The sequence below is a fragment of the Nocardioides cavernaquae genome (assembly GCF_003600895.1).
Lineage (GTDB): Bacteria > Actinomycetota > Actinomycetes > Propionibacteriales > Nocardioidaceae > Nocardioides > Nocardioides cavernaquae.
Map to the genome: position 1 here is coordinate 1,198,531 of NZ_QYRP01000002.1, position 23,818 is coordinate 1,222,348.

Sequence of the window (23,818 nt, forward strand, 5' to 3'; positions counted from 1 at the left end):
GATACCGGTAGAACGAGAGAGATCGCACAGTGACTGAGACTCCGACGGACGGCATCGTGTCGCCCGGCCCCCACGGACGCATCGAGCCCATCGAGCTGCAGACCTCCATGCAGCGCGCCTACATCGACTACGCGATGGCGGTCATCGTCGGCCGCGCGCTGCCCGACGTGCGCGATGGCCTCAAGCCGGTGCACCGTCGCGTGCTCTACGCGATGTACGACGGCGGTTACCGCCCCGACCGCGGCTTCTCCAAGTGTTCGCGCGTCGTCGGTGACGTCATGGGTCAGTACCACCCCCACGGCGACACCGCGATCTACGACACCTTGGTGCGTCTCGCGCAGCCCTGGGTCATGCGTGCTCCGCTGATCAACGGCCAGGGCAACTTCGGTTCGCCGGGCAACGACTCCGCAGCCGCCATGCGATACACCGAGTGCCGGATGGCTCCGCTCGCGCTCGAGATGGTCAAGGACATCGAGCAGGAGACTGTCGACTTCCAGCCGAACTACGACGGTCGCTCGCAGGAGCCGACCGTCCTCCCGGCGCGCTACCCCAACCTGCTGGTCAACGGCTCGGCCGGCATCGCGGTCGGCATGGCGACCAACATCCCGCCGCACAACCTGCGCGAGGTCGCCGAGGGCGCCCAGTGGGCGCTCGAGCACCCCGACGCCACCCGCGAGGAGCTGCAGGACGCGCTCATCGAGCGGATCAAGGGCCCCGACTTCCCCAACGGTGCGCTGATCGTCGGCCGCCAGGGCATCGAGCAGGCCTACCGCACCGGCCGTGGCTCGGTCACCCAGCGCGCGGTGATCGAGATCGACGAGGACGCCAAGGGCCGCACCTGCCTGTCCATCACCGAGCTGCCCTACATGGTCAACCCGGACAACCTCGCGCTGAAGATCGCCGAGCTCGCCGACTCCGGCAAGGTCCAGGGCATCTCCGACGTGCGCGACGACTCGTCGGGCCGCACCGGTCAGCGGCTCGTGGTCGTCCTGAAGCGCGACGCGGTCGCCCGCGTCGTACTCAACAACCTGCTGAAGCACACCGAGCTGCAGACGAACTTCAGCGCCAACATGCTGGCGCTGGTCGACGGTGTGCCGCGCACGCTGACGATCGACCAGTTCATCAGCAACTGGGTCACGCACCAGGTCGAGGTCATCCAGCGCCGGACGCGCTTCCGGCTGCGCAAGGCCGAGGAGGAGGCCCACATCCTCCGCGGCCTGGTGAAGGCCCTCGACATGCTCGACGAGGTCATCGCGCTGATCCGCGCGAGCGCCAGCGCCGACGCCGCCCGCACCGGCCTCATGGAGCTGCTCGACGTCGACGACCTGCAGGCCCGCGCCATCCTCGACATGCAGCTGCGCAAGCTGGCCGCCCTCGAGCGCCAGAAGATCATCGACGAGCTCGCTGCCCTCGAGCGCCTGATCGCCGACCTGCTCGACATCCTCGCCAACGAGTCGCGCCAGCGGCAGATCATCGCCGACGAGCTCCAGGCGATCGTCGACAAGTACGGCGACGAGCGGCGCACGCAGATCATCGCGGCCGACGGCGACCTGTCGATGGAAGACCTGATCCCCGACACCGAGCTGGTCGTCTCGATCACCCGCGGCGGCTACGCGAAGCGCACGCTCGCCGACCAGTACCGGACCCAGCGTCGCGGCGGCAAGGGTGTGCGTGGAGCCTCGCTCCGTGGTGACGACGTGGTCGAGCACTTCATCTCGACGACCAACCACCACTGGCTGCTCTTCTTCACCACCGCCGGCCGGGTCTACCGGACCAAGGCCTACAACCTCCCCGAGGCGTCGCGTGACGCGAAGGGTGGCCACGTCGCCGGTCTGCTGTCGTTCCAGCCTGACGAGTCCATCGCGCAGGTCCTCGCGATCCGCGACTACGAGCAGGCACCGTTCCTCGTGCTCGCCACGAAGAACGGCCTGGTCAAGAAGACCCGCCTGGGTGACTACAACAGCCCGCGCCAGGCCGGCGTCATCGCGATCAACTTCCGTGAGGACGACGACGAGCTGATCGGTGCCGAGCTGGTCAACAGCGACGACGACATCCTGCTGGTCTCCCGCAAGGGCCAGGCGATCCGGTTCAAGGCCGACGAGTCGCAGCTGCGCCCGATGGGCCGCGCCACGTCCGGTGTCTCCGGCATGAAGTTCCGCGACGGTGACCAGCTCCTCTCCATGGCTGTGATCCGCGCGGAGCAGATCGCTGCCGAGGAGGCCGCCGAGGCCGCGGGCGAGAGTGTTGGCGAGTCGGAGGTCGTCGAGCAGTACGTCTTCACGATCACCGACGGTGGCTTCGCCAAGCGCACCCGCATCTCCGACTACCGGCTGCAGTCGCGTGGTGGCATCGGCATCAAGGCGATGCGCCTGGCCAACGAGGACCGCGGTGTCCTGGTCGGTGCGTTCATCGTGGTCGAGGGCGACGAGATCCTCTCGATCACCAACTCCGGCCAGGTCGTTCGCAGCCCCGTCAACGCCGACTTCCGTCCGACGGGTCGCGACACGATGGGCGTCAAGTTCGTCACCCCGAAGAAGGGCGACGCGGTTGCCGTCGTCGCCCGCTCCGTCGAGGCCAAGGACGACGAGCCCGCCGAGGGGGATGCAACAATCGACGAGGCCGTCGAGGGAACCCCCGTCGACGCGGTCGCCGACGAAGCACCCACCGAGGCTGAATCTACTGAGGCAGGGGAGAACTGATGACCGAGGCGCCGAAGCAGACGCTGGGCGAGCGCATCACCAGCGCCATCTCGGCGGCTGGTGACGAGATGCGAGCCAGCGCCAACCCGGAGTCGAAGAGCGCGGCCGAGGCGGCTGCCGTGACCTCGGGTCTGCGTCCGCGGCGTGCGCGCCTGCGCCTGACCCGGATCGACCCGTGGACGGTCATGAAGACGTCGTTCCTGCTGTCGGTCGCCTTCGGCATCGTCACGGTGGTCGCGGTCTTCGTGGTCTGGATCGTGCTCGGCATGGCCGGCGTCTGGGACTCCATCAACGAGACCGTCGGCGGCGTGATGGGTGGCTCGTCCGCGAGCGGATTCGAGGTCGAGAACTACCTCGGCACCACGCGCGTGCTCGGGTTCACCATGCTGGTGTCGGTCGTCAACGTCGTCCTCATCACCGCCATCGCGACCCTGGTGGCCTTCCTCTACAACATGGCTGCGGCGCTGCTCGGCGGCATCGAGGTCACGTTGGCCGAGGACGAGCGCTGACCCGTTTTGGTAGTGGGGACCGCCCTCCGGTAATGTTCCCCCTCGGTTCACGACGGGATATTTCTTGTCGTGACTGGCCCGCGCCTATAGCTCAGACGGTTAGAGCACCACACTGATAATGTGGGGGTCGGAGGTTCAAGTCCTCCTAGGCGCACCGAAAGAACGGCCCCGCATCACGCGGGGCCGTTCGGCATTTCGGGGTGGATTGGTGAGGGGTCGTCGGTGCTTGATAACCTCCGCATCATGAAGAAGATCCTGCTGGTCCTCCTTGCCGCTGCTGGTGCCGCGTTCGCCAAGAAGAAGATGGGCGAGTCCAAGAAGGAGCAGGCGCTCTGGGCGCAGGCCACCGACAACGTCTGATCTTCACCCGGGCCGGATCTCCGGCCAATCCGGGGCCTTGGCGCAATTGGTAGCGCACCTGCTTTGCAAGCAGGGGTTAGGGGTTCGAGTCCCCTAGGCTCCACCGCTGGTGAGAGGCCCTTTTCCCGTGTGGAAGAGGGCCTCTCTCCACGTCCTGCAGCAGCAAACTGCAGCAACCCGGTCACTGTTCGCCCCCTGCCAGCCGTGATCCGAGCTGCGCGAGCGCGTCCCGAGTGCTCTGGGAAGTGACCTGGCTGTAGATGTCCATCGTCACCGCGATCTGGCTGTGGCGAAGGATCGTCATCGCGACCCGTGGGTGCACGCCGAGCTCGACGAGAAGCGACGCGCAGGTACGCCGCGTCGAGTGGACCGAGACCACAGGGACCCCGGCGGCCTCCGCGCGCTCCTTGAACTTGCGGTGGAAGTTTCGCGGGTCCAGCGGAAGCCCGAAGCGCGTCGTCAGGACGAGGCCCGACTTGTGCCATGCCTCGCCGGCGCGAAGTCGCGAAACCTTTTCCAGCGTCTGGTGTGACTTCAGGGCATCGAGTGCGATGTCAGGTAGGGGAAGTGCGGCATCCGAGGCGGAGGTCTTCGTCCTGCGACGGATCAGTTGGCCATCGACCCGTTGAAGTTGCCACTCGATCCTTGCCTCCCGGCCGTCTAGGTCGACGTCCTCCCACGCGAGGCCCAGGAGTTCGCCGCGGCGCAGGCCGAGGACAAGCATGAGGACGTAGCCGGCGTGCAGCGGATCGCCCGCGCTCCGCGACGATTCGAGGAACTTACGGGCATCGTCGACGCTCCAGACCGTGCGCGACTTCTTCCGTGGCACGGGGACTCTGACAAGAGCAGCCACGTTCCTCGACACGAGCTCGTCGCGCATCGCCTGGGTGAGCGCACCACGGAGGACCATCCACGCCTGATGAACGGTCCACTCCGCAGCCACCTGACCGCAGCACTTCCCCAGCTCGCAGCATCGCGGCTTCTCCCTCGCGGCGTCCTTCGCCTGGGCGCAGCACTGGCACCGTGTGCGAAGTGCATTGACCCACGTCTGGACATCGCGGACGGTCAGTCGGTCTAGCCGCTTCTTCCCCAGGTCCTGAACGATGTAGCGCCGACAAAACAGGTCGTAGTTCGACGCCGTCGACGGTGCCAGGCTCGGGCGGACCACCTCGGTCAGCCAGCCGTCCAGGTATGACTCGAGAGTCGGGAACTTGGTGTTGACTGGGCCGCGGGCCGCCGCAGATCGAATCGCCTGTAGCTTGTCGACAACCTCGGGCCTCGACTTCGCGCTGACGTACTTCCGTTGCCGCCGGCCGGACGGCGTCGTCACCCAGACATAGCCACGGAAGCCGTGCTCGTAGGGGTAGATCGAGCCCTCGCCGTTGAGCCGCTTGCGGGCCATCACGCGTCCTCGCCTTCGGCAGCGCGTCGGGCGACGTACTCGTCGACCCATTCCGGAAGGATCCGTCGCGAACGCCCATCCTTCAGGGAACGCAGGTCCCCCTGCAGGATCAGCATCCTGACCTTGGACTCGCCGTAGCCGAGCATCACCGCGACTTCCGCCACCGAGTGCCAGCGCGGGCGAAGGGAAACTGCCTCACTCATGGTTCCTCCCGAGAGATGTGTGGGTGGCTCGCGGCCGCCCGCCGTTGGATTGTTCGGTCTCCGTCCTGCCCGTCAAGGGCTTCGTCACTTCGTGATTCGCTCCGCTCACCCCTGACAGCCAGGACGGAGACCTTGCTGGCTGGCTATCGGGCGGCCGCGGGGTTGTGGTTGCCGAACGGGTTGTCCACAGGCCCGGGGTCACGCAGCCGGGCCGGCGCGGATCGCCTCCTTTGCGGCCTCGTACTGCTCACGCCACGCGCGTCGTTGCCTGATCGACTGAGCGATGGTCGCGGCGTAATTCCGTTCTTCTACCGGGATGTCTTCCCAGACGAACCGCGGCAGGCCGTCGTCGGCGATCACGTCAGGTGCGAGCCGACGAGCCTCGGGCGCTTCGATCCCTGCCTCTTCGAGCACAGCCCGCACAACAGCGGAGCGGTCGGCCTTGTGGTCGGCGAGCGTCTTGCCGGTCCAGTGCCGCGAGACCAGCACTCTCCGGCCCCCGAGGCCGAGGTGTTCGCGATCGTGCGCCTTCGAGTCGCATTGGCCCGGGACCAGTCCGGGCGCGGGGTCCTTGGGCGTGACGCCGTAGCGCAGCCAGTTGGCGCAGGTCTCGGAGCACGGCAGCCATCGAACCTGGGCATGGAGCCGGTCGATGTGCGCCTCGTACGCCGGATCGGGTGCTTCCTCGTCGGCGTACGTTTCGGCGACTGACTTGGTGAGGTACTTGCACAGGTAGGACACCGCGCGGCGGGTTTCCTCGCTGTCGCCGACGATGCCCTTGATGTCGACCTGGGCACCGAAGCGCATCACATGCGACGGCGCTTCCGACTCGGCTTCCTCAAGCGCCTGTTCCCAGCTCGGGAGCAGTGCCCTTGACGCGGGGTCGTAGTAGCTGCGCGATTCGGGGTCCCAGATCGGGAGAACGCGGTCGAAGACCACGCGGTCGGTTGGTGGCCACCAGAGCGCGAAGTACGTCGCCGCAGTGACCTGGCGCAGGGTCTGGCGAGGGATGGCACCGCGCAACGCAGTGTGCAAATGGGGAGCCAGCCGCTTCTGTGGTTCGACGGTCGCGAAGTACTGCACCTTGTAGCCGGCGCAACGCCGTAGGTTCTGCCACCAGCGGTCAACCAGCCGCGGGAACAACATCGCGTCGAGGGCGGCGCGGCGGTAGTCGTACCGGGATGGATCGATCGGGACACCGATCCCGGACCGGATGCGCCCGTAGCTGGGCAGGGTGAGGGTGATGAACATCGACGGCCGGAACGTCACCCCCGTTCGAGGATCGGTGAAGGTGCGCCCGAGGGTCGTGTACTCGGGCTGAACCTTCGGGAGATCCGAGAATCCATCGAGGCGCCGCGTCGACCGGACCCGACGATCACAATTCGGCTCCTGCTCATCCGGTTCCTCGTCATCCTCGTCAAGGTCCGGCGGGTCCTCGAGATCGTCGTCGGGGAGCGGGTCGTCGACTAGGTGCCACCCCTCGCGGCATTGCTGCATTCGAAGCCGGCGGGCCTTGTCAGCGCAGGCCGGGCAGACCGAGGCGCGGGTGGATCCGCACGGGATCGGGACCGAGGTGACCTGGCCGGTGAGCCGATCCGTGACCTTCCGGAGCAGCGGGCGCCGGCAAACTCCGACATGGTCTGCGCCGGCCTGCACCATCGAGGTCGTGATTGGCTCGGCTGTCGCGGTCAGCATCGGAGACCGGCGCATCAGGCCGCCCACCCGTCGTCGCCCACGTGGAAGTCGTCCACCTGGAGATGGTGGCGACTCTCACCGGCCCAGAACCCCGCCGTGATGTGCGCTTGATCCGCGAAGGTCTCGCACGAAGCTCGGACCGGGCACCCGGCGCAAGCCTCTGCCATCAGGTCGAGCAGGATGTCCGGCACGCGCCGCGGGTTCTCGATCCACGGGAGCCCCGGCATATGAACGCACGCGGCATCAGCCATCCAGTCGGTTCGGAGCCGGGGTGCCCGAACCCGGGGCGCCCGGCTCATGATGCACCTCCACCCACCGGGTCTTTGACCAGACGAATCGACTCGCGGTCAGAGCGCGGAGTGCGGGGCTTGCGCGCCCGGGGAGCAGCCGCCTCTCCGAACTCGGCATTGAGCGGATCGGTGGTGCGTGGTGGCGCGACATCGATGCGAACATCGGTCCGATATCGGGTCGCCAGGTCCCGGATCAGGTCGTCGGGCCAGTAGTCCGCCCGCACGCGATCGGCGGCGCCCGTGTCATCGACGACCCAGGCAGTGCCGGGGAAGGTCGGCGAGATCCGGTGGGCCGGAGCGACCCGGGTCATGCCGTCACCGAGCACCATGACCGTTTCGTCGCCGGAGCGAAGGCGAAGCGCGACGGTCTGGGTGAACAGTCCGCGCATGGTGACTACGTCCTTGCGGGGGTCCTGTACACACGCCACCACGACGACCCCAAGGGCACGCCCTTGGGTCAGGATCTCCGACAGCAGGCGCTCAGCGTCGCGGCGGATCGATGAATCGGCGTACGCCGTGAGGGCTGCCAGCTCATCGATCACGAGGACATGCAGCGGATCCCCGACGACTGGCTGGTGCAGGCGAGTGGTTCCGGCCATCGCCGCGCCGCGTTCATCGATCACTGTCATGAGTGTCTTGAGCACCCCGAGCGCGTCGACGGGTGTGTACGCGTGGGCCGAGAACAGGCCGGATCCCATTGCTAGTTCGACACCGCGTTTGAGGTCGACGCCCCAGAGCCGGACCACGTCGGCCCGGACTGCAGGAGCGAGGCCGCAGCAGATCCCCCAGAGGACCGAGCCCTTGCCGGCGCCCGAGCAGCCCGCGACGAGGGTGTGCCGACCGCGGATCGTGAGCGACCACTCGCCGCCGCCCTGGGCACGTCCGAGCCGGACTTGATCACACACGGCGCGGGGTTCCGGCTCGACCGCTGTCGCATGCGTAGTAAGGGCGTCAGCCATGACGAGCTCGATGACCGTCGTGCAGCCGGACGCGCCCCCTGAGACCGGGCGGGTTCGGTATGCAACCGCGGCCAGCGTGGACGCGAGCCGGGGAGCGGCGTCGTCCAGATCCTCCGTCGTCTGGCCAGCACGAGCGCGGATCGTGACTTCCAGCAGGTGACCTCGCGTGCGGACCCGACGCAGCCGAGGAACCACAACCTGATGCTCAGTCACCCGCTTGCCATCGCGGCGCTTGACCACGGCCACGGAGCCAGACAGGCCACACGACGCGGCAAGGTCCTTCCAGCTGCGACGGACCCGACGACGCCATCGCCAGCGGCGCAACGGTCCGGAGCACCAACGCTCGTAGGACACCGGTGAAGCCGCGTGCCAGAGAGTCGCGAGGAGGCCGGGGGCAAGGCCAGCGGCGAGGAATGGTGCCGCCGCGTTCGTCGAACCGAGGCCCAGAGCAACGACGGCCAGGAACAGCCAGACTCCGACCCAGCGGCGATGACGACCGGCCCACCGGGCGAACCATGCCGGGGACCTCATCAGAACCCACTCCCGTCGAGCACCCTTACTGCGCGAGCAACGAGGTCGTGAGCGTCCTCGGTCGAGTTGATCGCCCGCTCAATCTCTTCGGTGAGGCGTTTCGAGACTGGGTCAACGAGTTTCAGGGCTGCGAACGCCCGATCGAGGCAGTCGTCGAGCAGCTTCTCGGCCCGGCTCAGGTCATCGAGCAGACGCGCGCTCATGACGTGCCGTTCCCGTCATCGAATTCCATCGGGGCGAGGACGACTTCGGACAAGACATTGCCCATGAGGTTGTCTGCCGCCAGAGCCAGAGTGTTGGCACCGGCCTCAAGCCGACGATCGACGTGGGAGAGCAGCTCCGCAGCGTCAGTGAGCGCCTCAGCGGCAAAGTGGAGCCTGCCACTCGCACACAGGAAGCGGTCGTTTCGAAGACTCATCATGCGACCGCCTTCGGCTCACCGCGGGAGGCACCCGGTGCCTGGACTCCGAGCGCGCGGAGAGACCATGTGAGACGGGCCCGAATGCCCGAGTCGTCGATCCACGGGACCGCGATGATCCCGGTGAACTCGACCTGTGTGAACGGCGTGCCGGACTTGTTCTCCGGGGGAACCGGCTGCACCTTGGCGGCGACCTTCACCGACACCGCCTTGTCCTTCTTGCCGGCGTCCGGATCGGCGTCGAAGACGGACACGGTCCACAGCGGGAGGTTGGTCTCCTGGTCGATCGCTTGCGGCCGAGATCCGTCGGGGCGCGGGTTGGCGTTGAAGTCAGCCAGAGGCTCGAAGGCATCGACGATGTAGGCCCCGTGCGGGAAGACATCACGGTGGTTCATGGGGATTCGGCGCGGGATAGCCATCTCAGTTCTCCTGTCTAGGTTGCCTAGCCAAATCGGCTAGTGAAACCACCATGCCTAGGTTGGCTAGTCAAGTCAAGAGTGACGAACGAACTTTCCTAGGTTGGCTAGCGAAGTTGTGGGAGTCTGGGGGCATGAGCCTGGATCCCGATGACCCTCGCCCGCCGTACCAGCAGGTTGCGGGTGCGCTTCGTGCCGCGATCCTGACGCGCAAGATCGAGCCCGGTCAGAAGCTTCCGAGTCAGTCGGAACTCGCCACGACGTATGGCGTTGCCCGGATGACGATCCAGCAGGCGCTCCGGTTGCTGAAGGACGAAGGACTGACTGTTTCCCGCCAGGGGAGCGGTGTTTTCGCCAGGCACCGCACCGAGCGACCGATCGGCCTGCGACCACACATCGAGAACGCATTCGAGGCGGAAACGGTGCGGATCGACTTCTCGGGCTACACCGCGGAGACCCTCCACGGCATCCTGTCCGAGCCTCTCGACAAGGTGCGTGCAGGCCGACTCACGCCCAAGGCGATCCACGTGCGCCTGCTTCTGTCGGACATGGCCCGCCCTCTCGCGCTGCCCGTCCTCGAGAACAACGATCCGGCGGCCTCCAGTGCGGTGCGCGACCGAATGGCAGAGATCGGAGCACGTCACGCCGGCGCGATTCAAGCCTCAATCGAGGAGCTCGCTGACCTTGAGCTCGTACCCACCGCCACCGTCGAGGTGCGGGTTCACGGCTCTGCTCCGCTGTTCAAGGCGTACCTGATCAACGACACCGATGCGTTCTTCGGCTACTACCCCGTGGTGAAGCACGACGTTCGCATCGACGGCAAGAAGGCAACCATCCTCGACCCGATGGGCAAGGATGCGGTCCTCTTCCAGCACACCGACGACGGCGATCCTGACTCGACCGGTTCCCAGTTCGTGGCCCAGACCCGCGCATGGTTCGACAGCATCTGGAACACCATCGCCACCCCGGACTCATGATGTCGGCGATCGACCTTCTCTCACGGGCCCGGGCGTTCCTCCTGGACTTCGACGGGCCGATCGCTGCGCTGATGCCGTCGCCGGCGAATGAATTGGCCGCCCGGGAGGCCCGTCGACCACTTATGGGAGTCGACCTGCCGCTTGAGATCGAGAGCGCCAGCGATCACCTAGCGGTTCTGCGATGGGCTCGACTGAATGCCGACGACGCGACTTCACTTGCCGTGGAAGCGGCCTGCACGGAGGTCGAGATCGATGCAGCTGGGAAGTGCGATCCGAGTCCTACGGGTGCGCGCCTTTTCGAGTTGGCCTCGGAGCTGGACATTCCGATCGCGGTTGTCAGCAACAACTCGACGCTCTCAGTGCACGTGTTCCTTGACCGGGTGGGATGGCTGGACCAGGTCGACGTGCTGGCCTGTCGCACCCCTGAGACGGTCGACCTGATCAAGCCGAGCCCTCACTTGCTTCGAATTGCTGCTGATGCTCTTCGGATTCCTATCGAAGACACCGTCTTCGTCGGTGACTCGGTCAGCGACGTAATTGCCTCAAAGGCCGCTGGCTGCCCCGTTCTCGGCTTGGCGAAGAACGAGCGCCGGCGGATGGAGCTCGTCGGGGGCGGAGCGGATCAGGTGATCTCGCTCAATGCAGCCGCCTTCTGAAACGTCGGCCGACCGTGCACCTTTGGTTCTCGCGGGCTCGCGATCTGCGTGGGTCGCTGGGGAAACGGCCTTGAGATCTGCTCCGCAGACTCATGCGAACGGAACGCTACGGCCCGTCACGTCCAAGGCGCGCTTCTCCCTACATGCCCGCACGAAGTAGTCGGGGTACACCGCAGTTGACGGAGTGACGTGACTACTAGGTGGGCGGTACGGGCCGTACTTCGGCGCGAGCGATGGCACCCACTGGACCGCGGTGCCGTCGGGCCTAAGGAACCATTCACGGGCGTCGGAGTCGCGGGAATCAGGGTCCTTGGTATTGCGCCTGAATGCGAAACGCCACCCAAGAATATCTGTTTCGGTCCCACCGAAACGCTTCCGTGCCTGGCGTGCCTCTTCACGGGCCTTGGAATGCTTCCACATTTGAGCCAACTCGTGGCCGCTGACAGCACGAAGGCGAGTTCGACCGTTGTCAACGGAATCGTCGCCAGCCACGTAGTGCATCAGATCCTCGAAGCTCGCGAGAGGGAGGCTTGCCCTCCGAGCAGCCTCGTCATGCGATGCCTCGACGCGCCTTTGGCGTTCCACAGGAGTGGGCTGCATGGACCGACACATCGGATAGCAGCGGAGTGGTCCTTCTCCCTGCCCCAGTCCCGATGCATGGTTTCGGCACCGCGCATCGCCGCATGATTGGCATACCCCGACGGCGAAGATGCCGCACTCGCAAACTGGCGTCGCGCTCAAGGTCATCGCAGCCCGGTTCCTTCGCTCCTAGACGTGATCAGGGGGATCAAGTCACAGCCGCAAATCTAGAGCTGGTCCGCGATCGCGCGACGCAAAAACGACAAATTCTCGTTGGAATCCGCCTCATGACTAATGCGGGAGAAGCGACGGAGTCTGGAATGCGGGTCAGATCTCAGTATCAAGCGACCAGATGGTCAGTGCGTGCCGGCTGCCGGGTTGGAGTGATCCGCACCCCTCGCATGGGTCAGTCCCGTAGTCGCGCTCTTCCTCGCCACATCCGATTACGGAGCGGTGGCCGATCCATCGACTCTCGCACTCGTGCTCGTCATCGAGGATGCCACCGACGACAGTCGTTTCAGGTCCGACTAGCCCGAGCGGTGCCAAGTCGGACTCTTCGCCCACGCTGCCCGGATCTCGTCTCGCGTGCGTCAGGAAGCACGCCTTGCAGACCCACGCCGTGCGGCCACTCATCTAGCGCTCGCCGCGACCGATTCCGGGTCGCCTGTCCATCCCAGAGCGATCACCCCTGTTGGTCCCATGCTCGCGAGTCTGGCAGGAGTTCGGCGGAAACAGTCGGTTGCTAAGCACCCTGATGCACCATCCTTCTTCCGAGCTGCGGTGCGCGGGGCATCCGGCCAACGAGGCCCACTTGACGGGCGTGGAGGCCCAAGTGGCAGCACCGTATGTCTCGATCAAACGACTCGCTGACAACTCAATGGCAGCGATGCTGGCGGCGGTCGAGGTCTACAACAAACCCCAGATGACGTACCGCGACGAAGTGACCGTGATGCTCATCGTCAACGCATGGGAACTCGCGCTCAAGGCGACGCTGAGGCAGAAGAACCGTTCGATCTTCTACACGAAGCAACGTGCTGAGCGGTATCGGTCGATCACGCTCGACGACGCGCTGAGCCGAGTGGCCAACCACAAGCTCTGGCCCGCCGCTATCGATGGCAATGCCGTGACGGCAAATATCAAGGCGTTGGCCGAGTACCGGGACAGGGCGATTCACCTCTACAACGCACAGGGCCTCGGGGCGGTCATCTACCCCTTCCTTCAACAGAACGTCCTCAACTACCGGGACTTCATGCTGGCCCAGTTCAAGAAGGACCTTGCGGACTCAATGACCTGGCAGTTGCTCCCGCTGGGCGCCACCGCTCCGGCCGACGTTGTTCGATTCATGCGGGTCGACAAGACGGCAACGATCGTGTCGGAGGTGCAGGACTTCATCGACGAGCTTCGTTCGCTCATGGATTCGGCGGAGGCCGCAGGCGGAGATCTCGCGCGCGTTGCGACGGTTTACGACATCAACCTGCAGTCAGTGAAGAAGATGACGAGCGCGGATCTGGTCGTGGCCGTGTCACCGGGTGCAGGGGGCAAGATCGTCATGCAGAAGAGCGATCCCAACCAGACTCATCCCTACAGCATGAAGGAACTTCTCGCTCGTGCGAACAAGAAGCGGACCGGACGTCTACTGACCAGCTACGACCACCAGGCCATTTGCTGGAAAGAGAACCTGCGGACGAACGCGCGATTCGCGTGGAAGCACGGAGCTGCTGCAACGCATGTCTGGTCAGGCGATGCTGTCAGTCACTTCGCCAGCCTCAGCGACGCGTACTGCGACGCGGTGAAGGCCGAATACTCTTCGCGCCCCCGCGGTTGACCCCAGGGGCACGGACGCGTCGAGCAGCACCCTGGACCGGACACAGCGGCGGAACTCGGATTTGCCGGATTTGGCTCTGAAGGATCAAGGCGGCCGGCTTCGCCGGCCGCGGCAGCGGGGCCCCGCGCTCCGGGCGTGCGGCCTAGCGGCCGGTCCCTGCGCGCACCCCACCGCCCTGCAGTTCGTCTCGGATCGCCATAGAGCCCATTGCCGCCACCGCATGCAGCCGAATCTCACGCCGGCACCGACCTCGGTCGCCTACTGTGGCCGTACGTCGAGCCAAGACCGAACGGACGCAGATTTTGAATCTCGGTGATTACGCCGGCCGCCTCGCGGGAGGTCACCCTGTACGGAGCGGGGAGATCTTCGCGAAGGTCTTGGTGCCGAACGACGACTCAGGCAAGCACGGTGTTGTCATACCTACATCCGTTTACCCGTTCTTCCCTGAGATCGACATCCCGGATCCGCGGCAGAACGAAACCGTATTCTTCGAGGTCTACGACGTTCGGCACAACAGACTCCACCGCCTGGCGTGGAAGTACTACGAGCGCTATCCCGAGCGTCGCATCACGCGTCTCCCGGTCGTTCTCAACAATCGGTCCGCGGGACGTCGACTCGTGGTGTTTGCTCGCATGCAGCTGGCGGATGGAACCCACCTGTTCAGCGTCGACACCCTCGTCGAAGGAATTGATGAGGGCTTTCACGATGTCCTGAGCCTGCTCTTCCCGTCCCCCGCGGCAAACGACGAGGGCGCGTACGTAGTGCTGCCCCTCGATGCACCACCCTTCACGATCGACGCGGATCTTGGTGCCTTCCTCGACGAGTTCGATCGAGTGGAAGCGATGGGATTCATCCGGTCGCTTCGTGTCGGAACGACGGGCGTGGGATACACCTTTGAGACCTTGCTCGGGATCGAGGAGAACAACGATCAGACGGCCGACTTCCGAGGCATTGAAATCAAGACGAAGATGGTCCGCGAGAGTGGCTCGTCATCCTCACCGACCAACCTGTTCCAGCTTGGACCGGATTGGCGGATCCCGGGGCCGATGCTCAATCGCCTTGAGGTGATCGGTCAGCCTGATGATCAGGGCCGGCTGGCCTGCTACTCGCGGGTGACCACGACTCCAAACAACAAGCGTCTCTGGTTGGACCCCGGAGTCGGCCCATACCGCGACGTTGCCTTGCTACTCGAAGAAGCGATCATCGGCGGGTGGAGTAGCGATCGCCTGGCAGAACGTCTCGCCGAGAAGCACTCCCGGGCTGTCTTTGTGAAGGCTGCGGGGCGGCGTCAGGCTGGCGAGGACCTGTTCCACTACCAGCAAGTCGTCTACTGCGAGCGACCTGACATCGGTCGATTCCTGGACTTGGTGGAAGCACGTCGGATCGTGTTCGAGTTCGCGATGCGCGAGAACGGGCGCGGGGGTGTCAGGAACCACGGATATCCGTGGCGGCTGATCGATCAGCGTGAACTCGATCAACTCTTCGCGCTCCAGATGCAGTTGCGCTAGGTCCGGATCGGTCCACGGAATTCCACCGTCTCGCTCGACCCCCGTAGCCAACCGGCGAGGTCCTCGACGTCGAACCCGCCCGAGCGGATCGAACACTCCCAGACGACTGCGACGCGCCAGCCTAGATCGAGGCACGACTGCTTTGCGGCCGCGTCGCGCCGACGATTGGTGTCGAACTTGTTCATCCAGAACTCGGTCCGGGTCGTCGGGATCCTGAAGTACTTGCAGTCCTCGTGGCCATGCCAGAAGCAGCCGTGGACAAAAACGACCGCGTGATACCTGGGGAGGACTACGTCAGGCGAGCCTGGGAGGCTCCGGACATGAAGGCGGAACCGGAATCCGGCCGCGTGCAGAGCCCGCCGAACCGTGAGTTCGGGCTTCGTCTCCGAGGAGCGGATCCCGGCCATCATGCGGCTTCGGGTCGTGGCGTCTACGACGTCGACCATCGATCGCTCTCATGTCCAAGATAGGCACGACGCCTTGCCGCGCTGAGCTGTCGACAATACCCCGAGATCAGGCGGCGGGACGCTTGGCGACGGCTGCGGCGATGTGAGGGGCCATGATCTGGGCGACGGCGCCGATCGCCGGAACAACCACGCTGTTTCCGAACTGCTTGTACGCCTGCGTGTCACTCACGGGGATGACGAAGTTGTCGCTGAAGCCCATGAGTCGCGCGCACTCGCGTGGCGTGAGTCGACGGGGACGCGAGCCGACCTGCTCAACAAGGATCTCGGACCCATCCTTGTAGTAGCGCGCGGACAGCGTTCGCGTTGTCATGCCAGGTCGGACGAGACCAAAGCCGAAGCCGTTACCCGCGGCCTTGTGCTTGGCTGCGTAGTTCTGGAGATAGGTCCACATGTGCTCGGTGAGCGTGTACCGGTCACGAACCCGATTCGTGTCGTGATCGAAGAACCGGCCATCGTCGTGGGGAATGACGGGTTCCGAACCGTCTGTCTTATGCAGGATGGACTCAACCTTCGGGCCGCTGGCCGGCAGCTCCAGATCGTCGAATGTGAAGTCGTTCGGCTCCCTGAAGCCGACCAGCATGATGCGCTCGCGATTCTGCGGGGTGAAGCGGATCCCGTTCACGACCTTGTACGACAGCTGGTACTGCAGCTCGTCTTCCAATGTCTGACGGATGACCTCGAACGTCCGGCCCTTGTCGTGGGACTGGAGGTTCTTGACGTTCTCCAGCAGGAAGGCTTTCGGCTGGCGCTCCTTGATGATCCGCTTCACGTCGAAGAAGAGCGTTCCCTGCGTGGGGTCGAGGAATCCGTGTGCCCGACCAAGCGCGTTCTTCTTGGAGACACCAGCGATGGAGAAGGGCTGGCAGGGGAATCCACCGAGAAGGACATCGTGGTCCGGGACCTCAGACGGCCGCACCTCCGTGATGTCCCCCCGGAAGATGTGGCTCTCGCCGTCAGCGAAGTTGGTGTCGTAGGTGAGCTTCGCGTACTTGTTCCACTCGCTGGTGAATACGCACGACCCTCCGACATTCTGAAACGCGGTCCTGATCCCGCCGATGCCGGCGAACAGGTCGGCAAAGGTGAACGTCTCGTCCGCCACCATCGAAGTCATCGCTCTGTGTTCCTCTCGCGCATTCTGTCGCCAATCCTCGCTGACCTGCCTCACGATCAAGCGAGCGACACCCTCACACCTGCCGTGGACTCAAACTGGTGGACCCCAGGATGCCCTCAACGGCGGTCGAAAGCCAGGTTGACACCCGCGGTGAGCATCCACACTTCTGCCGCCGGCCGAGGTGTCTGTCCCGCGGCCCAGCATGACCTGCGCCTCCGACAGGTGCACCCAACCGTCGGCGCACCTGTGGAAAAGGTGACGGAGGGCAGCGCGAACAGCGGCTGGAGTGGAGCGCGACGGACGCCGCTTCTCCCAACTGCAGCAGCAGCCTGCAGCAACGCTGTGAGCGAGCAACGACGGATCGAGCTGCCCCATGGGGCCGGCGCGCTCTCTGGTGCCGCTCAGCAACGCTCCGTCCGGCACTTTGCAAGCAGGGGGTTAGGGGTTCGAGTCCCCTAGGCTCCACAACGCTCTGATGGGGTGGGACTGCAGTCATCTGGTGACTGCAATCCCACCCCATCTCCTGTTTTAGGGTGTCCCGGTGCGCATGCTTCTCGGGGCGGTCCTCTCCACCGCAGTCCTGACCGGCTGCAGCGCGCCCGCTTCTCCTGGTCCGACGGCTGCGCCCCAGCCGACCGCGGTGCCCCCGGAGCTGCGGCTGCCAGACCACCCGACCAGCGACGTCTGGCGCGGGCTGGCCCTCGTTCCGGCGGATGTCGAGGTCGTGACGCTGACCGATCTCGACCAGGTCCGCGCGCGGTTCGGGGTCCCCGACCTCTCCAGCAACGACACGATGGCCGAGCGGACCGCGTTCTGGGAGCGGGCGGAGCGGGAGGCGTCGCTGCTCACCGAAGGGGTGCTGCGTCCGGAGGCATCGCGCCTCTGGCTCGACCACGGGATCAGTGAGGACGACGTCGACTGGGAGGTCCACTTCACCGGAGCCTCCGGGAGAGGGTACGTCGTCGCGTTCCGCCCCGACCTGGACATGAAGCGGGTGCGGTCGGCACTCCAGGAGAGGTCGCTGCGCGGCGCCCGGCTTCTTCCTGAGCAGCACCTGCTCGTGAAGGGAGCCGCAGAGGACGGCGAACCGGTCTGGGCGGCGGATCCGGTGCTGCCGCAGCTGACCGACGACCAGGCGGAGTCGGCGTACCTGCGACGGGGGTGTGTCCCGGTCCGGACCGCGCTCGGCGACGACGCGACGTACGACGACATGGAAGCGCTGCTGGCCAAGCAGGACCCGCACCACCTGCGGCCGCTCGAGGCGTTCTCGGTCTCGTTCCTGGGAGAGATCGTCACCGCGCGGCTCGGCGGTGGGCGCATCGACCTGCTGGACCGTGCCGACCTGAGCGAGGTGTGGCCGCGCACGGACGGGGATGCACCGACCTTCCGCGACGGCTACGTCGGAGAGCCGGTGGACGATCCCTCAACGGGCCGGATCGGTTACCAGGTCACCAACCCGCCAGCGGCGGCAGCGGTCACGCTGGCGGAGTTGTTGCCGTTCGCGGTCTGCAACGACGCCGTGCCGATCGAGGAGCCGACCGGGCTCTGACCCGCGTCACGAGAGCGCGTCGAACTCCGTGGCGTCGTGGGCGGAGAAGATGGTGATCTCCGGGTGGGACGACCGCAGCTCGCGCAGGCGCTCCTGGTTGGTGCGCCGCTGGTCCTCGTAGACAGCCATGAGCTTCTGGAAGCCGACCAGCCCGAAGTTGAGGACCGGAGGAGTCTCCAGCTCGCCGGCCCAGAAGTAGGAGTCACCCGCGTGGAGGGTCCAGCTGCCGTCGGGCTGCCGCACCGCGACGCCGGAGTGACCGCGCGTGTGGCCCCGCAGCGGGATCAGCACGATGTCGTCGCCGACGGCCTTGACGCCCGTGAACCCGAACCAGTCGTCGCCTCCCGCCTCGTGCAGCGCCCACTCGGGTCCGTGGGCCCACTGGCCCGGGATGTAGCGCCGCTTCTCGAGCAGCGACTTCGGGGCCATCGCGGCGGTGTGCTCGGCCGCGTCGACGTGGATCCGCGCGCCCGGGAAGTCGCCGATCCCGCCGGCGTGGTCGACATCGAGGTGGGTCAGGACGACATCCGTCACGTCAACGGCTGCGAAGCCAAGCGCTGCGATCTGGGCCTGAGCGGTCTCGCGGCTGTCGAGCACCGGCCGCACCCCGGCGAGGAACGGGCGACCGAGCCGGCGCTTGTTGGCGAGGTCCTCCGTGCCGAAGCCGCTGTCGACAAGGACCAGGCCCTCGGGTCGCTCCACGAGGAGGCAGTGGGAGACCATACGGCGGGGCATCAGCCGGCCGCCGGGGGCAGCGAGCGGGCGCATCGTCCCGCAGTTGAGGTGGTGGATCCGCGTCGTCATGCCCCGATCGTAGGCTTGCGCCGTGCCCGACCGCCCGCATCCGCTCCATCCGCGTTACTGGGCGGTCCATCTCCTGGCACTGGCGTGCGTTGCCGCGGCGGTCGCACTCGGATACTGGCAGTACGACGCGTGGCACGCGAAGCGGGACGCAGCGGCTCGCGACCTCAGCCAGATCCCCGCCCTGCCGTTGACCCAGGTCATGGGTCCGGACGACCCCTTCCCCGGGAAGTACGTGGGCCAGCCGGTCGCGCTGCGCGGCACCTGGGAGCCTGACGGCACCATCCTGATCAGCGGCCGTGAGCGCAACGGGGTCGACGGCTACTGGGTCGTGACGCCGCTCGAGGTCGGTCCCGGGACCGCGGAGCTGATGGTGGTGCGCGGCTGGGCCGCCTCGCGGACGGATGTTCCGGCGGCTCCACGCGGAGCGGCTGAGCTCACCGGCTGGCTGCAGCCGGCAGAAGGCACGGGTGCCGTCGACGACGACGCGACCGACGACGTACTCCCGCAGCTGCGGATCGCCGACGCCCTCCACCACGTCAGCGGCGACCTCTACGGTGCGTACGCCGTGGCTCAGCCCGCGATCGCCACGGCGGGGAGCAACACCGGCACCGATGGTCTCGAGCGTGCCGAGCTCGACCAGCTCCCTCCCTCGCCGCGCTTCACCGCGATCCGCAACCTGTTCTACGCGATCGAGTGGTGGTTCTTTGCGGGGTTCGCGGTCTTCATGTGGTGGCGCTGGCTGAGCGACGACGTGCTGGGTGACGAACCTGACCACCTGCAGGATGACCGGGAGTGAAGCCCTGCCGGGTACCGTTCTGCGCGTGAAGCTCTTCGGTGTCTACAAGGTCCTGGCGTTCGTCGTCGGCGTGCTGCTCATCGTTGGCACCGCCGCCTCGCTGTGCAACTACCTGCTCGCCGATGGCAGCACTCTGCAGGAGCTGGGCGAGCAGGTCTCGATCGTGTGGATGCTCCACGGCTGGGTCTACATCGTGTACGTCGTGGTCGCGTTCCTGCTCTCGCAGCGCGCCGGCTGGAAGCTCAGCTTCCTCGGACTGCTGCTGCTCTCCGGCCTCGTGCCGGTGCTGATCTTCTTCGTCGAGCGCAAGGTCGAGGCGCGCCTGCGCAACGAGAACCCGGAGCTGGTCAGCTCCTGACCTGCTGACCCGGGGTCAGCCGGCCCGCGAGCCAGTCGCCCGGGAGTCAGTCGCCCGGGAGTCAGTCGATGACCGGGTCCTGGAGTTCTTCGACCTCGTCGATGACGGGTGCCTGCCAGTCGGAGCCACCGCCGAGCAGGCGGCGGATCCCCATGTACGCGAGCGCGGCGAGACCGCCGAGCGCGATCAGCTTCTTCACGTTGCCTCCCAGGGGCTTCGGTTCGGTCGACTTCTTGGGCACGGATGCGCCCTTCTCCTTGGCGATCTTGCGACCCTTGTTCAACATCTTCGGGCCCTTGGTCGCGATCTGGTTGAGCGACTTCTCGATCTGCGGGGCCCACTGGTCGACGAGGTCGACCAGGTCCTTGCCCTTGAGCTGTGCCATGAGTCGATCCTGCCCGACGGGCGGTAACCGCTGCCAGAGTTTTCCGTCCGGGAAGGGCTCGTCAGCAGAGGTGTGCCGGTCGAGGTTGGCCCGTTGGGTCCCGCCTGCGAAGATCAGGGGGCATCGTCGTACCTCTTTTGCGAAAGGCAGCCATGTCTGACCTGCAGGCCACCCTCAAGACCACCATGGGTGACATCAAGATCAACCTGTTCCCCAACCACGCTCCGGCCACGGTCGAGAACTTCGTCGGCCTCGCCGAGGGTACGAAGGACTACTCCGACGACGCCGGTCGCTCGGGCGAGAAGTACTACGACGGCCTCGGTTTCCACCGCGTCATCGCTGACTTCATGCTCCAGGGCGGTTGCCCGCTCGGCACCGGCACCGGCGGCCCGGGCTACACGTTCAAGGACGAGTTCCACCCGGAGCTCAACTTCGGCAAGCCCTACCTGCTCGCCATGGCCAACGCCGGCCCGGGCACCAACGGCTCGCAGTTCTTCATCACCGTTGCGGCCACGCCGTGGCTGAACAACCGCCACACGATCTTCGGTGAGGTCGCCGACCAGGAGTCGCGCGACGTCGTCGACGCCATCGGTGTCACCCCTACCGGCCCCGGCGACCGCCCGAAGACCCCCGTGGTCATCGAGTCGGTCGAGATCACCCGCTCCTGAGCTCACGACCCTGAGCGACAACGCTGCCTCCTCAGCCCCGGTGTGCCATCGGCACCCGGGGCGGGAGGCGCACATCCGCTGCCAGCGCTGCGAGCGCCCGATCTGCCCGGACTGCATGCTCCCGGCGGCAGTCGGCTTCCAGTGCCCCTCGTGCGTGAAGGAGGGCGCGAAGTCCACCCGCGCTGGTCGCACGGCGTACGGCGGGGCGCGCGTCGCCGACCCGACCCTCACCTCCAAGGTGCTGATCGGCATCAACGTGCTGGTGTGGCTGCTGCTGACCGCGACCGGAGGCAACGCGAGTGACTGGCTCTACCGGCTCGCGCTGATCCCGGTCGGACGCTGTGTCCAGGGCGCCGGCTGGTTCCCCAGCGTCGGCAGCGAACAGATCTGCTCGACGGTTGCACCTGCCCAGTGGTTCCCCGGTGTCGGTGACGGAGCCTTCTGGCAGCTCCTCACGACGATGTTCACGCACGTCGACCTGATCCACATCGGCTTCAACATGCTCGCGCTCTGGGTGCTAGGTCCCCAGCTCGAGCTGGCGTTGGGACGGATCCGCTTCCTGGCGCTGTACCTGCTCTCCGGGCTCGCCGGCTCCGCCCTCGTCTTCTGGTCCGCTGCCGCCGGTGTCCCGACGATCGGCGCCTCCGGCGCGGTCTTCGGCCTGATGGGCGCGTTGCTGATCCTTGCGATCAAGGTGCGCGGCAACGTGCAGAACCTGTTGTTCTGGATCGGCATCAATGCCGCGATCACTGTGGTCGGGCGCGGCTTCATCTCCTGGCAGGCCCACCTCGGCGGCTTCCTCGGCGGACTCGCGCTGATGGCGATCTTCGTCTTCTCGCCCAAGGGCCCGCAGCGGGCCCGCTGGCAGCTCGCCGGCGTCGCGGCGTACGCCGTCGTGGTGGTCGCCGCGATCGCGGCGCGCTCCCTCGCCCTCGCCTGACGCCAGACCGACGTCGGCGCGGGCCACCATGCGCGGCCCCGGGCATCTGGGCCCGTCATGGGGTCGGATGACGGGCCTCTTTCGACGGTCCCGTTGATCTGGGCCCCGCTCTGGCCGTTGGCGCCTGCCCCGGCGACGAGGAGTTATCCACACTGTGGATAACTCCTGTGGATTACTTACACCCCTGTGATTCCGCAGGTCAGAGGCACAAATGCAGAACGCCCCGCCGGATGGCGGGGCGTTCAGCTGGACAAGAGTTGACGTCTCGGCCCACCAAGGTTGACGTTTCGGCGGGCCAGAACTGACCTTTCGGCGGGGCTACTCCCACTTGGTGGCGTAGGTGAAGCCCACCGCCATGAAGCCGATGCCGACCATCAGGTTGAACTGGCCGAGGTCGGAGAGCAGCCAGATGGCGCCGTCGGAACCAGCAGGGCGGTTGGCGAAGACGTAGAACGTGCAGATCCAGATCAGGCCGACCAGGAAGCAGCCGAGCATGCCGACCAGGACACCGCGGCCCCGGCCCAGCGGCGTCTTCTTGTGTGCGGCGAAGATCAGGCCGAGGTAGATCGCGCCGAAGCCGACCGCCCAGTTCCAGGTGTCGAGCTTCTTCATGCCCGGGATCAGGGCCTTCGGCTCCTTGCCCTTCTGGAAGGTCTCCTGCCAGCCCTGCACGTCGTGCAGGTGCAGCGTCCAGATCACGACCCAGGCGATGCCCGCCACCATCAGCAGCAGCGAGAGCAGGAAACGAACCGAGAAGAGCGGTCCGGCCGACGGATCGACATACTGCTGATTGGCCTTGAGCTTCGACACGAGGGTCCTCCAGCGATCGGGGCGCCGCGCAGGATCGCGCGACCCCGGCTAGCGTAGTCGGCATGACCGGCGCACCTGACGCGCCACCCACGGGTGGCGCGCACGAGGGATCTTCCCGCTTCCCGCGGCCATCCCTCCATCGCCCCTCGCTGCGGCGTCCGTGGGCCGTGGTCACGCCCGTGGTCTTCCTCATGACCGGCGGCCTCTTCGCCGTGAGCGCGGCCAACAGCGAGGGCACCGACCTGCGTCCGGGGCGCACGACGGACCTGGCCGGTCTGGTCCACGTGGAGGACCAGCACCTGCGCTCCCTCCAGGCCGAGTCGCGCGAGCTCAGCCGGCAGGTCGAGGCACTGACCGCCAACTCCAAGGACCTGCGCGTGCGCCAGGCGCAGGCCCAGGCACGGCAGGCGCGCAAGCCCGCGGGTCTCACCAAGGTCAGTGGCCCCGGCATCACGGTCACCCTGTCCGACGCCCCGCGCGAGGTGCGCGACTCGAGCGACGAGGACATCAACAAGCTTGTCGTGCACCAGCAGGACATCCAGGCCGTCGTCAACGCGATGTGGGCGGCCGGCGCCACCGCAGTCACCATCGAGGGCCAGCGCGTGGTCACCACCACCGGCATCCAGTGCGCCGGCAGCTCGGTGCAGGTCAACGGGCTCTACTTCCCGCAGCCCTACGAGATCAGCGCGGTGGGCGACCCGGATGTCCTCGAGGGGCGGATCGCGGTCGACAGCTACCTCGCCGAGTACCGGCGCCAGTCCGAGCTCAGCAGCATCCAGATCGGCTGGTCGCTGGACCGCGAGGACGACATCGTCGCCCCGGCGTACGCCGGCCTGGTGCGGCCGGCGTACGCGAAGCCGTTGAGCTGACGCCAGACCTGACCTTTCGGCGCACCAGACCTGA

Annotated in this window: 25 protein-coding genes and 2 tRNA genes; 15 read left to right on the forward strand and 12 right to left on the reverse strand. The window is 66.3% G+C overall.

The genetic code is table 11. The features are described 5' to 3' along the window. The first annotated feature begins 29 nt into the window (after positions 1-29). From gyrA to D4739_RS05910, 5 genes are all read left to right on the forward strand, one after another. Positions 30-2,699, forward strand: a complete 2,670-nt coding sequence (gene gyrA, locus D4739_RS05895) for a DNA gyrase subunit A (RefSeq protein WP_120059704.1) — start codon at positions 30-32, stop codon at positions 2,697-2,699. Continuing rightward, positions 2,699-3,208 (forward strand): DUF3566 domain-containing protein, encoded by a 510-nt coding sequence (locus D4739_RS05900; protein WP_120059705.1) that lies wholly within the window; start codon positions 2,699-2,701, stop codon positions 3,206-3,208. The genes gyrA and D4739_RS05900 overlap by 1 nt, the downstream gene beginning before the upstream one ends. 80 nt (positions 3,209-3,288) lie before the next feature. Continuing rightward, positions 3,289-3,362, forward strand: a tRNA-Ile gene (locus tag D4739_RS05905). Between the two features lie 89 nt (positions 3,363-3,451). Continuing rightward, the gene (locus tag D4739_RS17015; RefSeq protein WP_238473537.1) at positions 3,452-3,568 is read left to right on the forward strand and encodes a DLW-39 family protein; all 117 of its coding nucleotides are present in this window, start codon (positions 3,452-3,454) and stop codon (positions 3,566-3,568) included. A gap of 31 nt (positions 3,569-3,599) precedes the next feature. Beyond that, a tRNA-Ala gene (locus D4739_RS05910) sits at positions 3,600-3,671 on the forward strand. A gap of 78 nt (positions 3,672-3,749) precedes the next feature. Here the strand turns inward: D4739_RS05910 and D4739_RS05915 are convergent. From D4739_RS05915 to D4739_RS05950, 7 genes are all read right to left on the reverse strand, one after another. After that, entirely contained in the window at positions 3,750-4,970 is a 1,221-nt protein-coding gene (locus D4739_RS05915; RefSeq protein ID WP_220699241.1) for a tyrosine-type recombinase/integrase, read from the reverse strand. Then, a complete protein-coding gene (locus tag D4739_RS05920) occupies positions 4,970-5,173 on the reverse strand; it encodes an excisionase family DNA-binding protein (protein ID WP_120059707.1) in 204 nt (67 codons plus the stop codon). The genes D4739_RS05915 and D4739_RS05920 overlap by 1 nt, the downstream gene beginning before the upstream one ends. A gap of 198 nt (positions 5,174-5,371) precedes the next feature. Next, on the reverse strand, positions 5,372-6,883 hold the full coding sequence (locus D4739_RS05925; RefSeq protein WP_220699242.1) for a replication initiator: 1,512 nt from the start codon (positions 6,881-6,883) through the stop codon (positions 5,372-5,374). Then, positions 6,883-7,167 carry a WhiB family transcriptional regulator gene (locus D4739_RS05930; RefSeq protein WP_120059708.1) on the reverse strand — a complete coding sequence of 95 codons (285 nt, stop codon included), beginning with the start codon at positions 7,165-7,167 and terminating at the stop codon, positions 6,883-6,885. Before D4739_RS05930 ends, D4739_RS05925 begins: the two co-directional genes overlap by 1 nt. Next, entirely contained in the window at positions 7,164-8,648 is a 1,485-nt protein-coding gene (locus D4739_RS05935; RefSeq protein WP_120059709.1) for an FtsK/SpoIIIE domain-containing protein, read from the reverse strand. The genes D4739_RS05930 and D4739_RS05935 overlap by 4 nt, the downstream gene beginning before the upstream one ends. Then, the gene (locus D4739_RS05940; RefSeq protein WP_120059710.1) at positions 8,648-8,851 is read right to left on the reverse strand and encodes a hypothetical protein; all 204 of its coding nucleotides are present in this window, start codon (positions 8,849-8,851) and stop codon (positions 8,648-8,650) included. The genes D4739_RS05935 and D4739_RS05940 overlap by 1 nt, the downstream gene beginning before the upstream one ends. A 214-nt stretch (positions 8,852-9,065) precedes the next feature. Then, positions 9,066-9,485, reverse strand: a complete 420-nt coding sequence (locus D4739_RS05950) for a plasmid replication, integration and excision activator (RefSeq protein WP_120059712.1) — start codon at positions 9,483-9,485, stop codon at positions 9,066-9,068. A gap of 131 nt (positions 9,486-9,616) precedes the next feature. Between D4739_RS05950 and D4739_RS05955 the strand changes: the two genes are divergently transcribed. The 4 genes from D4739_RS05955 (at position 9,617) to D4739_RS05970 (ending at position 15,027) form a co-directional block, all read left to right on the forward strand. Next, positions 9,617-10,459, forward strand: coding sequence for a GntR family transcriptional regulator (locus D4739_RS05955; protein ID WP_120059713.1), 843 nt, complete (start codon positions 9,617-9,619; stop codon positions 10,457-10,459). Then, positions 10,456-11,115 carry an HAD family hydrolase gene (locus D4739_RS05960; protein ID WP_182920326.1) on the forward strand — a complete coding sequence of 220 codons (660 nt, stop codon included), beginning with the start codon at positions 10,456-10,458 and terminating at the stop codon, positions 11,113-11,115. Before D4739_RS05955 ends, D4739_RS05960 begins: the two co-directional genes overlap by 4 nt. Positions 11,116-12,526: 1,411 nt before the next feature. Further along, positions 12,527-13,519, forward strand: coding sequence for a DUF3644 domain-containing protein (locus D4739_RS05965; protein WP_120059715.1), 993 nt, complete (start codon positions 12,527-12,529; stop codon positions 13,517-13,519). A gap of 380 nt (positions 13,520-13,899) precedes the next feature. Continuing rightward, positions 13,900-15,027, forward strand: a complete 1,128-nt coding sequence (locus D4739_RS05970; RefSeq protein WP_147384827.1) for an MvaI/BcnI family restriction endonuclease — start codon at positions 13,900-13,902, stop codon at positions 15,025-15,027. Here the strand turns inward: D4739_RS05970 and D4739_RS05975 are convergent. Next, positions 15,024-15,473: a very short patch repair endonuclease gene (locus D4739_RS05975; RefSeq protein ID WP_120059717.1), complete on the reverse strand. Its 450-nt coding sequence runs from the start codon at positions 15,471-15,473 to the stop codon at positions 15,024-15,026. The genes D4739_RS05970 and D4739_RS05975 overlap by 4 nt on opposite strands. Positions 15,474-15,540: 67 nt before the next feature. Beyond that, on the reverse strand, positions 15,541-16,605 hold the full coding sequence (gene dcm, locus D4739_RS05980; RefSeq protein ID WP_120059718.1) for a DNA (cytosine-5-)-methyltransferase: 1,065 nt from the start codon (positions 16,603-16,605) through the stop codon (positions 15,541-15,543). A 541-nt stretch (positions 16,606-17,146) separates the two neighbouring features. Here dcm and D4739_RS05985 point away from each other — a divergent pair. Further along, positions 17,147-18,154, forward strand: coding sequence for a hypothetical protein (locus D4739_RS05985; protein WP_120059719.1), 1,008 nt, complete (start codon positions 17,147-17,149; stop codon positions 18,152-18,154). A 6-nt stretch (positions 18,155-18,160) separates the two neighbouring features. Here the strand turns inward: D4739_RS05985 and D4739_RS05990 are convergent, their stop codons facing one another. Next, on the reverse strand, positions 18,161-18,958 hold the full coding sequence (locus D4739_RS05990) for an MBL fold metallo-hydrolase (protein ID WP_120059720.1): 798 nt from the start codon (positions 18,956-18,958) through the stop codon (positions 18,161-18,163). A gap of 22 nt (positions 18,959-18,980) precedes the next feature. Here D4739_RS05990 and D4739_RS05995 point away from each other — a divergent pair, with 22 nt between their 5' ends. After that, the gene (locus D4739_RS05995) at positions 18,981-19,754 is read left to right on the forward strand and encodes an SURF1 family protein (protein ID WP_120059721.1); all 774 of its coding nucleotides are present in this window, start codon (positions 18,981-18,983) and stop codon (positions 19,752-19,754) included. A gap of 25 nt (positions 19,755-19,779) precedes the next feature. Continuing rightward, a complete protein-coding gene (locus D4739_RS06000; RefSeq protein ID WP_238473538.1) occupies positions 19,780-20,112 on the forward strand; it encodes a DUF3817 domain-containing protein in 333 nt (110 codons plus the stop codon). A gap of 61 nt (positions 20,113-20,173) precedes the next feature. Here D4739_RS06000 and D4739_RS06005 read toward each other — a convergent pair whose 3' ends face one another. Beyond that, on the reverse strand, positions 20,174-20,497 hold the full coding sequence (locus D4739_RS06005) for a hypothetical protein (protein ID WP_120059723.1): 324 nt from the start codon (positions 20,495-20,497) through the stop codon (positions 20,174-20,176). Positions 20,498-20,649: 152 nt separating this feature from the next. On the opposite strand from D4739_RS06005, the gene D4739_RS06010 reads away from it, so the two are divergent. Beyond that, positions 20,650-21,165 (forward strand): peptidylprolyl isomerase, encoded by a 516-nt coding sequence (locus D4739_RS06010; RefSeq protein ID WP_182920327.1) that lies wholly within the window; start codon positions 20,650-20,652, stop codon positions 21,163-21,165. 40 nt (positions 21,166-21,205) lie between these two features. After that, positions 21,206-22,105, forward strand: a complete 900-nt coding sequence (locus D4739_RS06015; RefSeq protein WP_238473539.1) for a rhomboid family intramembrane serine protease — start codon at positions 21,206-21,208, stop codon at positions 22,103-22,105. A 318-nt stretch (positions 22,106-22,423) separates the two neighbouring features. On the opposite strand, the gene D4739_RS06020 is transcribed toward D4739_RS06015, so the two are convergent. Next, positions 22,424-22,915 carry a cell division protein CrgA gene (locus D4739_RS06020; RefSeq protein WP_120059724.1) on the reverse strand — a complete coding sequence of 164 codons (492 nt, stop codon included), beginning with the start codon at positions 22,913-22,915 and terminating at the stop codon, positions 22,424-22,426. 62 nt (positions 22,916-22,977) lie between these two features. Here D4739_RS06020 and D4739_RS06025 point away from each other — a divergent pair, with 62 nt between their 5' ends. Continuing rightward, complete coding sequence (locus D4739_RS06025) at positions 22,978-23,784, forward strand: DUF881 domain-containing protein (RefSeq protein WP_120059725.1); 807 nt, start codon at positions 22,978-22,980, stop codon at positions 23,782-23,784. Positions 23,785-23,818 lie beyond the last annotated feature (34 nt).